At 74.3% G+C, this 12915-nt stretch carries 9 protein-coding genes; 2 read left to right on the top strand and 7 right to left on the bottom strand.

Annotation, left to right across the window (positions count from 1 at the left end):
• Window positions 1-182: 182 nt before the first annotated feature.
• On the bottom strand, window positions 183-1391 hold the full coding sequence (locus tag ABZ576_RS20435) for a pyridoxal phosphate-dependent aminotransferase (RefSeq protein WP_360742288.1): 1209 nt from the start codon (window positions 1389-1391) through the stop codon (window positions 183-185).
• 81 nt (window positions 1392-1472) lie between these two features.
• On the opposite strand from ABZ576_RS20435, the gene ABZ576_RS20430 reads away from it, so the two are divergent.
• Window positions 1473-2099 (top strand): winged helix-turn-helix transcriptional regulator, encoded by a 627-nt coding sequence (locus ABZ576_RS20430; protein WP_360742285.1) that lies wholly within the window; start codon window positions 1473-1475, stop codon window positions 2097-2099.
• A gap of 298 nt (window positions 2100-2397) precedes the next feature.
• Here ABZ576_RS20430 and ABZ576_RS20425 read toward each other — a convergent pair whose 3' ends face one another.
• The 3 genes from ABZ576_RS20425 to ABZ576_RS20415 are packed head-to-tail and all read right to left on the bottom strand — an operon-like array spanning window position 2398 to window position 6029.
• Window positions 2398-3180, bottom strand: coding sequence for a hypothetical protein (locus ABZ576_RS20425; RefSeq protein WP_360742282.1), 783 nt, complete (start codon window positions 3178-3180; stop codon window positions 2398-2400).
• Window positions 3180-4442, bottom strand: a complete 1263-nt coding sequence (locus ABZ576_RS20420; protein WP_360742279.1) for a VWA domain-containing protein — start codon at window positions 4440-4442, stop codon at window positions 3180-3182. Before ABZ576_RS20420 ends, ABZ576_RS20425 begins: the two co-directional genes overlap by 1 nt.
• Before the next feature lie 9 nt (window positions 4443-4451).
• Window positions 4452-6029: an IucA/IucC family siderophore biosynthesis protein gene (locus ABZ576_RS20415; protein WP_360742697.1), complete on the bottom strand. Its 1578-nt coding sequence runs from the start codon at window positions 6027-6029 to the stop codon at window positions 4452-4454.
• Between the two features lie 128 nt (window positions 6030-6157).
• Here ABZ576_RS20415 and ABZ576_RS20410 point away from each other — a divergent pair, with 128 nt between their 5' ends.
• Window positions 6158-7702: an IucA/IucC family protein gene (locus tag ABZ576_RS20410; protein ID WP_360742694.1), complete on the top strand. Its 1545-nt coding sequence runs from the start codon at window positions 6158-6160 to the stop codon at window positions 7700-7702.
• On the opposite strand, the gene ABZ576_RS20405 is transcribed toward ABZ576_RS20410, so the two are convergent.
• From ABZ576_RS20405 to ABZ576_RS20395, 3 genes are all read right to left on the bottom strand, one after another.
• Entirely contained in the window at window positions 7669-8451 is a 783-nt protein-coding gene (locus tag ABZ576_RS20405) for a CAP domain-containing protein (RefSeq protein WP_360742276.1), read from the bottom strand. The two genes, ABZ576_RS20410 and ABZ576_RS20405, sit on opposite strands and share 34 nt — an antisense overlap.
• Before the next feature lie 432 nt (window positions 8452-8883).
• The gene (gene ccrA, locus ABZ576_RS20400) at window positions 8884-10155 is read right to left on the bottom strand and encodes a crotonyl-CoA carboxylase/reductase (RefSeq protein ID WP_360742273.1); all 1272 of its coding nucleotides are present in this window, start codon (window positions 10153-10155) and stop codon (window positions 8884-8886) included.
• A gap of 94 nt (window positions 10156-10249) precedes the next feature.
• Window positions 10250-12904: an amino acid adenylation domain-containing protein gene (locus ABZ576_RS20395; protein ID WP_360742270.1), complete on the bottom strand. Its 2655-nt coding sequence runs from the start codon at window positions 12902-12904 to the stop codon at window positions 10250-10252.
• Between the last annotated feature and the right edge of the window lie 11 nt (window positions 12905-12915).

The following is a 12915-nucleotide window of genomic DNA, read 5'->3' as shown; positions in this document are numbered from 1 at the left end:
CGTACGAGAACACGGGAACTCCCCCTGGTCATCGGCTGGAGACCGGCCGGGGGCGACGGCGCGGCGCTGGTCGGACGCGCACCGGCGGCTGTGTGCCCGCCCCGCCTCGTGCGGGCCCCCGGGGTCGTTGCCGGGTGATCTTCGCACGAACGAACGAAACGGGCCGCACGGGCGCCACGGGCCTACTGCCGGTACCCGCTGAGGAACCGCCCGATCCGGCCGATCGCCGCCTCCAGGTCGTCCGCGTGCGGCAGGGTCAGGATGCGGAAGTGGTCGGGGTGCGGCCAGTTGAAGCCGGTGCCCTGGACCACCTGGATCTTCTCGCGCAGCAGCAGGTCCAGGACGAACTTCTCGTCGTCGTGGATGCGGTGCACCTTGGGATCGATGCGCGGGAACGCGTACAGCGCGCCCTTGGGCTTGACGCAGGACACGCCCGGGATCTCGTTCAGCTTCTCCCAGGCCACGTTCCGCTGCTCGTACAGCCGGCCGCCGGGCACGGTCAGGTCGCGGATGGACTGGCGTCCGCCGAGCGCGGCCTGGATGGCGAACTGCGCGGGCGCGTTGGCGCACAGCCGCATGGAGGCCAGCATGGTCAGGCCCTCCAGGTAGTCCTTGGCGTGCTGCTTCGGCCCGGTGACCACCAGCCAGCCGGAACGGAAGCCCGCCACCCGGTAGGTCTTGGACAGCCCGCAGAAGGTGAGGACGACCAGGTCGGGGGCGAGGGCCGCGGCCGAGTGGTGCACGGCGTCGTCGTACAGGATCTGGTCGTAGATCTCGTCGGCGAAGACCATCAGGCCGTGCCGGCGGGCGAGATCGAGGATGCCCTCCACGACCTCCTTCGGGTACACCGCGCCGGTCGGGTTGTTGGGGTTGATGATGACCACGGCCTTGGTGCGGTCCGTGATCTTCGACGCCATGTCGGCCAGGTCCGGGCTCCAGTCGGCCTGTTCGTCGCACAGGTAGTGGACGGCCTTGCCGCCGGCCAGGGTGGTGACGGCCGTCCAGAGGGGGAAGTCCGGGGCGGGGATGAGGATCTCGTCGCCGTCCTCGACCAGTGCCTGGACCGCCATGGAGACCAGCTCGGAGACGCCGTTGCCCAGGTAGACGTCGTCGACGTCGACTTCCAGGCCCAGGGTCTGGTACCGCTGGGCGACCGCGCGGCGGGCCGAGAGCACGCCGCGGGAATCCGTGTAGCCGTGCGCCCGCGGCAGCATCCGGATCATGTCCTGGAGGATCTCCTCCGGCGCCTCGAAGCCGAAGGCCGCGGGGTTGCCGGTGTTCAGGCGCAGCACACTGTGCCCCGCTTCCTCCAGCGCGTTGGCGTGCTCGATCACCGGGCCGCGGATCTCGTAGCACACCTCGCTGAGCTTGTTGGACTGCCGGAACTCCATGCGCCCCTCCGGGAACTCGTGTTACTTGGTTTTACCAAGTGAGAGCTTGGAAAGTCCAACAACGCGTCTAGACTGCGTCGCATGCCACCTCGCCGAAGCTACGACCAGTACTGCTCCGCAGCCCGCGCCCTCGACCTCGTCGGCGACCGCTGGACCCTGCTGATCGTCCGGGAGCTGCTCGCCGGCCCCCGCCGCTACACGGACCTGCACGCGGACCTTCCCGGTGTGAGCACGGACGTACTCGCCTCCCGGCTGAAGGACATGGAGCGCGACGGGCTGGCGACGCGGCGGCGGCTTCCCCCGCCTGGAGCGGCATACGTCTACGAACTCAGCGCGCGTGGGCGCGAGTTGCTGCCGGTGCTGCAGGCTCTGGGGAAGTGGGGCGAGGCCGAGCTGGGGGAGCGGAGGCCCACCGACGCGGTGCGCGCCCACTGGTTCGCGCTGCCGCTGCTGCGCGCACTGGAGGGCGAGGGCGTCGTCGAAGTCCGCCTGGAGGAGGGTGAGTTCCACGTGAACGTCGGCGCCGACGGCGGGCCGGTGTACGGCGACGGGCCCGCGCCCGGCGTGGCCGACGCCCACCTGGTGATGGACGCGGCGACGTGCGAGGCCCTCGCCCGGGGCGCATCGGACCTGCCGGAGGCGGTGCGGGACGGGCGGGTGACGGTGACCGGGGACGGCGCGGTGGCCAAGGCACTGCGGGAGGCGTGAGAGGGCCGTCGCGTCGCCCCGGAAGCCGGCCGTATCGGTCCTGAAGCCCTGGCCGCGTCGCCCCGGAAGCCGGCCGCGTCGCCCCGGAAGCCCCGGCCGCGTCGCCCCGGAAGCCGGCTGCTTCGCCCTGGAAGCCGGCCGTCCGGCCGCTCTCGTCGGCCGCGGCGGTCCGCGGGTGGCTCGGCCCGATGGGTGGACCCGATGGGTGGGCCCGATGGGTGGACCGTCCGGGCGGGTGGGCCCTCCGGACGGGTGGGCGAGAAAGGAAGAAGGCCCGCCGGGAAGGCGGGCCTTCGCGTTACACCGGTCGCCCGGATCCCCGCGTCAGCGCGTACCCGCCGATCCCGGCGAGCGCCGCGAGGACGGCGCCGATCCCGGTCCACACCCAGCGGTCGGACCACCAGCCGGAGGACCAGCCGTCGTCCGAGCCGAAGCTGGACAGCACGGCCGCCTTGCCGTCCTCCTCGTCCTGCGCGGACGTGACGGCGATGCCGGGGACGAGCGGCCTGCCCAGCGAGCCGTCCACCGCCGCCGCGCCACCGATGTCCTTGGAGCCGACGCGCACCTCGGCGCCCACCGGCTGCCCGAGGTCGGCGGCGCCGAGCTCCACCACGGTCAGCCGGATGTAGTAGGTGCCCGGCAGCGGGTCGTTGGCCCACGGCTCCGCCCAGCCGCGCACGGTGCGCAGCACACAGGCCAGCTCGACGGAGGAGGTGCCCTGCGCGACGGTACGGGTCGCCGCCCCGTACTGGCAGGACTGCCGGCGCCGCAGCCCGTCGTACACGTCGATCTGCCAGGTCTGCGCGCCGTGCGTGGCGGGAAGCTTCACCGTCGCCTCGACGGTGGGCCGCTGCCCGGTGTCCGCCGGGAACGACCAGTACAGGTAGTCGCCGGTGGAGCCGGAGGCGGTGGCCCGCTGTCCCTGCTCGATCTCCGTGGCCGTACGGAAGGACGTGCCCGCCCGGGTGGGCGCCCGGTCGTCCCCGGAGGCGCTCGGGGAGGGCGAGGAATCGGCGGCGGCCGGCCCGGCGGCCAGCCCCAGCGCCAGCAGGGCGGCGCCGAACACACGGGTGATACGCATCAGTTCGTCCTCCAGACCGCGACCCGCCAGCGCGACAGCCAGCCCCACAGCAGACCGGCCAGGAAGCCGATCAGTACCAGAGCGCCCAGCAGCCACCAGCCACGGCCGAGGCCGAAGGCGGCCACGTCGTGGTGGCCCGACGGCCCGTCCACGACGTCGACGGTCAGCTCCAGCGGCAGACCGGGCGTGGTCTTGACCCCCGCCGCGGCCGAGAAGGAGCTGGTGACCTGGAGGCACACCGTCTCGGCGGTCGCCGTGTCGTCGTCGCCGTCCGGCTTCGGATAGCGCAGACCCGTGGAGACGACGTCCGTACGGCCGGTGCCGGCGGCCTCGCCGCGCACGATCTCCCGGCCGTGCACCGTCACCGCCCGCAGCAGCACGCCGTAGTCCGGGTCGACGGCCCGGTCGTCCGCCACGCTCACCGCGGCGCGCAGCTCCTGGCCGGGCTCGACGTCGACCTTGTACCAGCGCTGCCGGCCGAACTCGACGCGGTCGGTGTACAGGCCGGACTTCACAGCCGGTGCCTTCTCGCACCGGTCGGCGCCCTCGGTGGCCACCGGCGTGACCACCGGATCGGCGGCCCGGTCCACCAACTCGCCGACCCGGTCGCTCAGTTCCTCCTTGTGCCGCACGTCGGTGTAGGTGCCGCCGGTCGCGTCCGCGATGCAGCTGAGCTGGTCGCGGGTCTTGGCGTCCGGCACCAGTCCGAGGGTGTCGATGGTCAGCCCGATGCCCTTGGCGGCTATCTCGCGGGCCACCTCGCACGGGTCGAGCGGCTGACAGGTGTCCTCGCCGTCACTGATCAGCACGATGCGGCGGGTGCCGGAACCGCCGTCCAGGTCGTCCGCCGCCTTCAGCAGCGCGGGCCCGATCGGCGTCCAGCCGGTCGGTGCCAGCGTGGCCACGGCCGCCTTCGCCTCGGTCCGGTCCAGCGGTCCCACCGGGTAGAGCTGCGCGGTGTCCTTGCAGCCCTCCTTGCGGTCGTTGCCGCGGTAGTTGGCACCGAGCGTGCGGATGCCGAGCCGGACCTCCTCCGGGGTCGCGTCGAGCACCTCGTTGAACGCCTGCTTCGCCGCCGCCATCCGGCTGCCGCCGTCTATGTCGCGGGCGCGCATGGACCCGCTGACGTCCAGCACGAGTTCGACCTTGGGAGCGGCCTGCTCCGTCTCGTCGGCGACCGCTGCGGCGGGACACGCGATCCCGGCCGTCAGGGCGGCGAGCAGGGCGCAGACTCCCGCCGCCAGCCGTTGTCTTGTGATCATCGCCGGATCTTATTGATCAGACGCGCCGCGCTCCAAAACGAACGGATTCGGCAGGAAGGCCCACTGGTCGCCGGGTGTGGCCGGGGACAGTCTCATGAGGGTCAGGGCCTTGGCCGGCAGCGGTTCACGGCGAAGGGACGTGAGGTCATGGGAGTCGTGCAGGTCCACGACGGCGGTGGACAGGGCCGCGGCCAGTGCCGGGGCCGAGCCCGCCGTGCCGGCGAGCGCTCCGGCCACCAGGGAGCCGAAGAGCTTGCGGCGCAGGGTGGCCACGTCGTCGGTGACCAGGCGGCCGGTGAGGGCCGGTGGCGCGATGCCGTGACGGGCCAGGCGGGCCGGGCTGATCCGGATGTCGGCGAGGTCGCGGTAGACCAGGCGCCGGGGAGTACCGTCGGCCGCGAGGACGACCAGCAGGTTCTGGCCGTGGGCCTCCAGTGCCACACCGAGGTCGAGCACGCGCAGGCCCACCGTGAGCGCCAGCCGGGTGAACGCGGCCAGCCAGCCGGGGGATTGGGGCAGGGGGGTGGTGGCGAGCGCGGCCACCGGCAGCACCCGCTCATCCGGTCCCGCGTACACCTCGGGCGACTCCCGCAGCAGCGCGGCCACGTCGGGGGAGTGGGCCGTGACCGCGCCCAGTGTGCGGGTGACGTGCAGCAGGCCGTCCGAGCGCGCCACCAGCTCCTCGGCGAGCGAGGACAGCGCCGCCGCGGACCGCACCGAGTACGGCGAGATGGTCCGCACCGACGACGTCAGCCGGGCGCTGAGCGCGGTCTTCACGTGCGGGCCGCCGGGCAGTGCCAGCGTGCGCAGGGACATCAGCGGCCGGGCCGCACGCCAGACGTCGTACGGACGGCGCAGCACATGGACGGCCTGCCAGGGGTGCACCGGCACCAACAGCCGGTCGCCGTCCCGCAGTTCCGCCGGCCAGTCCCCGGCGACCAGGCACCGGTCCGCCGGCATCGCCACCGTGCCCAGCTCCACCACCGGCCCGTGCTCGGGGCCGTACGCCAGCTGGTCCGCCACCGAGAAACCGGGCCGGGAACGGCAGTTGGGGTGGAACGGGTGCCCGTCGACCACCCGCTGCTCCCACTCCCAGTCCTCCCCCCGACCGCCGGACTCCTCCCGGCCGCCGGCCTCCCCCCGACCGCCGGCCGGCGAGCCCCCCGCCGGCCACTCCTTCGGGTGATCCGCTCCGGCCCGCGAGAGCGCCAGCGAGGCCACGCTGTCCGCCAGCTCCGCGGCGAAGGCGTCCGCGTGCGGCACGCCGAGGGCACCGATCAGACGCGCCGGATCGTCGTACCGCTCCCGGTCCAGGCGGACCGCGGTGACGTACGCGTGCGTGGCGTACGGATCCGCGTGCGGCCCGTGCAGCGTCCGGCCGTCGGCCAGGCGCAGCGCGAGACCGTCCGCCCCGCGCGCCCGGTCCGTGACGAACGGCAGCGGCTCGTGGGCCAGCGCCCGCCACAGCCGGGTCAGCACGGCGGCGCGGGCACCGGGCAGCTCCGTCGCGTACCGGGACAGCAGGCCGGGGCGGACGGTGGCCAGTTCCTCGGCGATCCGGGCCTCGGCGGCGGGGGGACGGTGCACGATCGGCTCCTCGGGTACACGGCGCACGGCACGATTGTCGGGCACGACAGCCATACTGATCACGATCGGCCGCCGGCCGGCGCACCGGGTGCGCGCAACGGGCGGCGGACCGCATGAACGACGGACGAATGGAACGCGTGGACCACACACCACCCAACGGCGAGGCCGGCCGCCGCGCCGACGCGTACGCGGCGGCCCCCCTGCTCAACTGCCTGCTGCGGGAGGTGGCCGAGCCGCTCCCGGAGGCCGGCGACCACCGCGTCCACCGGCTGCCGGGCGGCCGGCTGCTGCGGGTGCGGTCCGGGCGGCGCCCGACGGACCCCGAGGTGTTCACGGCCGGCTCCTGGCACCGCATCGGCCACCCGGAACTGGTCAAACTGGTCGCCGAGGAACTGCGCCGGCACACCGGGCTGTCCGGCGGCGACCTGCCCGCCGAGATGATCGACAGCCGGGACGCGGTCGCCGCGCTGCTCGCCGCCCGCGCCCGGGCGGCGGCGCCCGAGGACCCGTACCTGCGGTCCGAGCAGTCGCTGCTCACCGGCCACCCCTACCACCCGGCCCCCAAGGCGCGCGGCGGCGGCCCGGTCGCGTCCTGGCTGCCGTACGCCCCCGAGGCGCACGCCCGCTTCCCGCTGGTGCTGCTCGGTGTCCGGGAGGACCAGGTGGCCGAGGAGGGCGACACCCGCGCCCTGGACGCCCTCGGCACGGCCCCGCCCGGCTACCGGCTGCTGCCCGCCCACCCCTGGCAGCTCGGCCTGACCGCCCGCGACCTCGCCCCCGCCTTCGCCGACGGCCGGCTGCTGCGGCTCGGCACGACCGCCTTCGACACCTGGCCCACGGCGGCGGTCCGCACGGTGTACGAACCCCGGCGCGATCTGTTCGTCAAGTTCAGCCTGGACGTCCGCATCACCAACGACGTCCGCCGGCTGTGGCGACACGACCTGCGCCGGCTGCGCCGTACCGACACCGCCGCCGGGCACGCGTTCGCGGCGATGGGCCCGCCCGCGGCCTGGCTGAGCGACCGGGGCTACCGCACGGCGGCGTTCGCCTTCGAGGAGCTCGCCGTGCTCGTCCGGGACGGCCTGCGCGGCCACCTGCTGCCGGGCGCCACCCCGCTGCTCGCGGCCGGCCTCGCCGAGGGTTTCGACGGCAGCCCGCTGGCCGCCACGGCCGATCCGGCGGGCTGGTGGCAGGCGTACCTGCGGCAGGTCGTGCCGCCCGCGCTGACCGCGTTCGACGACCACGGCGTCGTCCTGGAGGCCCACCTCCAGAACACCCTCGTCGGCGTGGACGCGTCCGGTACGCCCGTGCAGGCGCTGTTCCGGGATGCGGAGGGCGCCAAGCTGCTCCCGGACGTCTCCCGGGAGGCCGGCTGGGAGCGGCTGGTGTACTGCCTGGTCGTCAACCACCTGACCGAGATCGCCGGCGCCCTGGCCGACCACCACCCGGGCTTCGACCCGTGGCCCGCCGTCCGCCGCGAACTCGCCCGGCACGCCCTGCCGGAGATCCCGGCGCTGCTCACCGCGCCCACTCTGCCCGGCAAGACCAACCTGCTGCTGCGCTGGACCGGCGCGGACGGCGCGGACGCCCGCTACCTGCCCCTGCCGAACCCGCTGGCCGGCGTCCGGCCCGGCTCAGCTCACCGGGCGGTGCCGAAGTCCTGGGTCCAGTAGCTGCCGGGCTGCGCGAGACCGACGCCGATCTCCTCGAACCCGCAGTTGAGGATGTTGGCCCGGTGGCCGGGGCTGGACATCCAGCCCGCCATGACCGCCTCCGGGGTGCTGTAGCCGTAGGCGACGTTCTCGCCGTAGCTGCTCCAGGTGTAGCCGGCGGCGGTGATGCGGTCGCCCGGTCCGGAGCCGTCGGAACCGGTGTGGGACATGTTCCGGTGAGCCGCCATGTCCGCGCTGTGCGCCTGCGCGGCCTTGGTGAGCGTGGAGTTCAGGGTGAGCGGCCGGCAGCCGGCCTTGGCGCGTTCGGCGTTGACGAGCTGGACGACCCGAGCGGTGACCGTGGACGCCGTGGCGGTGGGCGGCGGGGTGCTCGGCGCGGCGGCGGCCGTGGAGGCGGCGGGTGCCGGGGGCGCGGTGGGGGTGGACGCGGGGGTGCTGGGCGCGGGCGCGTGGGTCGTGGGCTTCGGCGCGGGCTTGCTCGGCGCGGCCGGCTGCGTGGCGCGCGGGTGCGCGGTCGCCGACGGCGTGGCCGTCGTGCCGCGGAAGGCGCCGTCGTTGCGGTGGTGATGCCGGTGGACGTGGTGCCACCGGGCCGTGGGCGTGCTCGTCGCGGTGACATACGACTGCTCTTCCGTGCCGTACGGCCAGTCGGAGCAGGCCAGGGCGACGGACGGTACGCCCACGACGCCGATGGCGCCGACGGCGACGGCTATCCGCCGGTAGTGCTGCGTCTTGCGGTGCTTGCCCATGCGTGAACCCCATTCGGTGATCGCCGGGCGCTCATTCTCGGGAGGGCCTCACAGGGAGCGCAAAGGGCTTCGCCACTAGCTCGCCTAGTAGTCCCGGACGCCTCTTGTCAGACGGCCGCTTTGCTGCCGACTTCGCGTCCGCGATGTTTGCTGAGGGCTGCCGGGCCGTCAGGTGAGCGGCGCGCGCGGCAAATGCGGGCCGGTGCCGAGTGGGGAGGGCGCCCGCGGGTGAAGGGCCGCCCGGCGCACCGTCAAGCCGGACAAATCCCTTTTGTCGGCGGGGTGCCGCCTACTACCGTCCCCGCCTAGTAGGGGCTCGATGCGTGAGGGATGTCACACCGTACGGGTGGAACCGGTCGGGAAAGCGCCCGGGGCGGGGGAGGCGCGGCCCGTCACGACCGACCGGTCCCCCTCCCGCCCCCGGGGAGCCGCTCAGGCCGGGGTGAGCGCGGCGAGCGTGGACTCCAGGTCGCGCAGTCCGGTCCGCGGCGCGTTGACGAGCACGGCCATGTTGCCCGGCGGGTGGGCGTTGTCGTGCATGAGCTGGTGCGCCTTGCCCACCTCGGTCAGGTCGCCGCACCACGACAGGCAGGGGTCCAGCCGGCCCGATCCGACCAGTTCGGTCACCTCACGGCACTCGCGCGAGTTGGCGTAGTGCGAGCCCTGGAGCCGCTTCTGGCGCATCCAGAAGTGCCGCAGGTCCGTGTCGGCGTTGTAGCCGCTGGTGCCGCCGCAGATCACCACCATGCCGCCCGAGTCGCACACGTACATGGAGGTGGGGATGGTGTCCTGGCCCACGTGCTCCAGCACGATGCGCGGCGACCGGCGCTCGCCGAGGATGTCCCAGATACGGCGGCCGAAGGCGCGCGCGCCGTGCGTCCACCGCGCCATCGCCTCGTCGTCCGTGGTGTCGGGCAGCCTGCCCCAGTGGTCGAACTCCTTGCGGTTGATGACGCCCTCGGCGCCCAGCCGCATGCAGTGCTCGGCGCGGGACTCGTCGGAGATGACCGCGATCGGGACACCGCCGTACATCCGGACGATCTGGATGGCCATGGAGCCGAGCCCGCCCGCGCCGCCCCAGATGAGCACCGGGTCGCCGGGCTGGACGACGTGCGGGGGCCAGCCGCGCAGCTGCCGGTAGGCCGTGACGCCGGTCAGCATGAAGCAGGCCGCCTCCTCCCACGTGAGGCTCGCCGGCTTGGGGTGGCACTGGTACTCGTCGACGACGGTGAACTGCGCGAAGGAGCCGTAGTTGTTCTCGTAGCCCCACACGGCCTGCGTCGAGGACAGGACCGGGTCGGCGCCCAGCCTGATGTCGGCGGCCGTCTCGTCCCACTGGAGCCCGGACAGCACGACCTCGGAGCCGACCTTGACGTCGCGGACCCCCTCGCCGACCGCCCACACCACACCGGCGCCCTCGGACCCGCCGATGTGGAACCCGCTCTGGTCGCCGGCCTTCGCACGGGCGGCGATGACGTCGAGCGGGTAACCGAGCGCCGACCAGACGTTGTTGTAGTTGATCCCGGCGGCCATCATCAGCACCAGGACCTGACCGCGGCCCACCTCGGGCACGGGCAGCCGTTCGATCTCGAAGGCGCTGCTCGGCGGTCCGTACCGCTCCGGGCGGATCACCGAGGCGTACATCTGCTCGGGCACGGTGCCCAAGGGCGGTACCTCGCCCAGTTCGTAGAACGACTTCACCATCACCGGCATCCTTTCCAGTAACCCGCCTCCGCTGAACACGGCGACGATCAGTCGGGCGCCCCCCGGGTTCGGGTGGCTGTCCGTCCCGTGGCGCTCAGCTCGCCTGGAGAGCCGAGACCACCGAACGGATGGTGGGGTGGCGGTACAGCTCGCGCAGCGGCAGCGGCGGCAGGCCGTCGGCCCGCAGGCGCGCCCCGATGCGCACCGCGAACAGGGAGTTGCCGCCCAGCTCGAAGAAGTCGTCGTCCAGCCCCACCGGGACGCCCAGCACCGACCCCCACACCTCGCGCAGCCGGGACGCCAGGTCGTCGCCGTCCGCGGGCGGGGCGAGCGGCTGGGCCGGGGCCGCCGGCCGCGGCAGCCTCGACGCGTCCAGCTTGCCGTTCGTGGTCAGCGGCAGGGAGTCCAGGGCGGTGACCGTGGTCGGCACCATGTAGTCGGGCAGGATCTCGGCGGCCCGCTTGCGCACACCCGACGTCTCACCGCCGGGCGCCGCCACCACGTACGCGTCGATCCGGGCGGTGGCCGCGTCGTCCGGGTCGTCGCGGTGCACCACGACGGCCGCCGCGCGCACGTCCGGGTCCTCCAGCAGCACCGCGCGGATCTCGTCCAGCTCGATGCGGAAGCCGCGCACCTTCACCTGGCTGTCGATGCGCCCCAGGTGTTCCAGCGCGCCGTCCGGCCGCAGCCGGCCCAGGTCGCCGGAGTGGTAGACCCGGGCGCCCGGCACGTGCGGGTCCTCGGTGAAGCGCCGCGCGGTCAGGTCCTCCCGGCCGAGGTAGCCGGACGCCACCCCGGCCCCGCCCACCCAGATCTCCCCGGGCACGCCCGGGGGGAGCAGCCGCCCGGACGGGTCCACCACGTACAGGTGCCAGCCGGGCAGGGCCGGTCCCACCGACCGCGACCCGGCCAGCGCGTGCCGCCGGGTCACCGTCTGGTGCGTGACGTGCACGGTCGTCTCGGTGATGCCGAACATGTTCACCACCCGGCAGGCCGACTCGGGGTGCGTGTCGAACCACGGCAGCAGCGCCCGCTGGTCCAGCGGCTCGCCGCCGAACACCACCAACCGCACCACCAGGTCCGCGTGCGCCACTTCGAGCAGCTGCGCGAACGCCGACGGGGTCTGGCTGAGCACGGTGACCCGTTGCGCCGCCAGCAGGTCGCGGAACCGCTCCGGTTCACGGGAGACGAAGTACGGCACCACGACCAGCCGGCCGCCGGTGAGCAGACAGCCCCAGATCTCCCACACCGAGAAGTCGAAGGCGCTGGAGTGGAACAGGGTCCACACGTCGGACGGTCCCAGCCGGTACTCGTCGCGGGCCGCGTCGACCAGCGCGACGACGTTGCGGTGCGGCACCACGACACCCTTGGGCCGGCCCGTCGACCCGGACGTGTAGATCACGTACGCGGGGTCGTCCGGCGATACCGGGCCGCCGGGCGGTTCGTTCCCGGCCGCCGTCACGTCGTCCGGTGTCACCAGGGCCGCGCCGCCGGGCAGCCGGGGCAGCCGCGTGACCACCAGGCGCAGGCCGGCGTCCTGCGCGGTGTAGGCCAGCCGCTCGGCCGGGTAGGCGGGGTCGCTGGGCACGTAGGCGGCGCCCGCCTTGAGCACGCCCAGCAGGGTGACGACGAGTTCCGCGGTGCGCTCCAGGCACACTCCGACGCGGTCGCCGTCCGAGACGCCGAGCGCGCGCAGCCCGCCGGCCACCGCGTCCGAGCGCGCGTCCAGCTCGGCGTAGGTGAGGGACACCTCGCCGTCGGTGAGCGCCACCGCGTCGGGGGTGCGGGCCGCGACCGCGCGGAACGCCGCGTCGATGCGCGTCGGCGTGGTGGTGAGCGCCCGGGCCGGCCGGCCCAGCGCGGCCACCCGCTCGCGCTCGGCCGCGTCCAGCAGCTCGACCGCGTCGGCGTCCACGTCCGGGTCCGCCACCACCTGGCGGTGCACGTGCGCCAAGTGCCGGGTGAACTGCTCGACCTGCGCCGAGGAGACGGGCCCGGCCTGGTGGTCGCAGCGCAACCGGACCGTGGCCCCCTCTCGCCACGTGGAGAACGTCAGCGGGAACGGCGGTGTCAGGCAGGGCCGGTACTCGGTCGTCCCGAGGTCCGCCCCGAGGTCCGCCCCGAGGTCCGCTTCGGACACGAGCAGTCCGGCCGCGGCCGGTTCACCGGTCGGTTCGGCGGCGGCCCCCGGTGTCACCCGGAGCGCGCCCGCGTCGGTGCCGATGACCGCCCAGCCGGGCGAGTCGACCGAGGCGTAGCGCACCAGCGTGATCGCCAGCGCGGTGCGCCAGCTGTCCGAGGTCCCGGCCTCGGAGCCCGGCAGCACCAGTTCGCAGGAGCCCGCGGGCACCGGGTCGGGGGCCGCGGCCCAGTCCGGCACCGCCGCCGCCGCTGCCGCCGGCGCGCCGGCGGCCGGCCCCGCGGGCTTCGCGGACCGCGCGGACTGCGCCGGTTCCGCACCGCTCAGCACGGCCGCCGCGGTGCGCAGTCCGGCCGCGTCCAGGAATCCCCGGTCCGCCACCAGCACCAGGTCCTCGACGCCGTCCCGGTAGCGCAGCAGGGTGCACCGCAGACCGGACGCCGGCCGGGCCGTCTCGGCCTCGCGCCGCCGCAGCGCGAGCGGCTCGGCCGACCCGGCGGGCACGTCCTCCACCCACAGCCGGGACCAGCCGGGCACGGCCGGCGCCTCCGGGCGGACGGCCCCGGCGAGCCGGACGGCCAGCGCGTGGCATCGGGCACCTGAAAACACTTGTCCTCCTG

The organism is Streptomyces sp. NPDC013455, from assembly GCF_040632975.1.
Classification (GTDB): Bacteria; Actinomycetota; Actinomycetes; order Streptomycetales; family Streptomycetaceae; genus Streptomyces.
Note: the sequence above shows the minus strand (reverse complement) of the source record. Positions and strands in the feature narration are given on the sequence as shown.

What these genes read in the sequence shown, in the direction of transcription:
- ABZ576_RS20430 (WP_360742285.1), top strand. Translation starts at nt 1,473, where the DNA reads ATGCCACCTCGCCGAAGCTACGACCAGTACTGCTCCGCAGCCCGCGCC.
- ABZ576_RS20410 (WP_360742694.1), top strand. Translation starts at nt 6,158, where the DNA reads ATGGAACGCGTGGACCACACACCACCCAACGGCGAGGCCGGCCGCCGC.
- ABZ576_RS20435 (WP_360742288.1), bottom strand. Translation starts at nt 1,391, where the DNA reads ATGGAGTTCCGGCAGTCCAACAAGCTCAGCGAGGTGTGCTACGAGATC.
- ABZ576_RS20420 (WP_360742279.1), bottom strand. Translation starts at nt 4,442, where the DNA reads ATGATCACAAGACAACGGCTGGCGGCGGGAGTCTGCGCCCTGCTCGCC.
- ccrA (WP_360742273.1), bottom strand. Translation starts at nt 10,155, where the DNA reads ATGGTGAAGTCGTTCTACGAACTGGGCGAGGTACCGCCCTTGGGCACC.
- ABZ576_RS20425 (WP_360742282.1), bottom strand. Translation starts at nt 3,180, where the DNA reads ATGCGTATCACCCGTGTGTTCGGCGCCGCCCTGCTGGCGCTGGGGCTG.
- ABZ576_RS20405 (WP_360742276.1), bottom strand. Translation starts at nt 8,451, where the DNA reads ATGGGCAAGCACCGCAAGACGCAGCACTACCGGCGGATAGCCGTCGCC.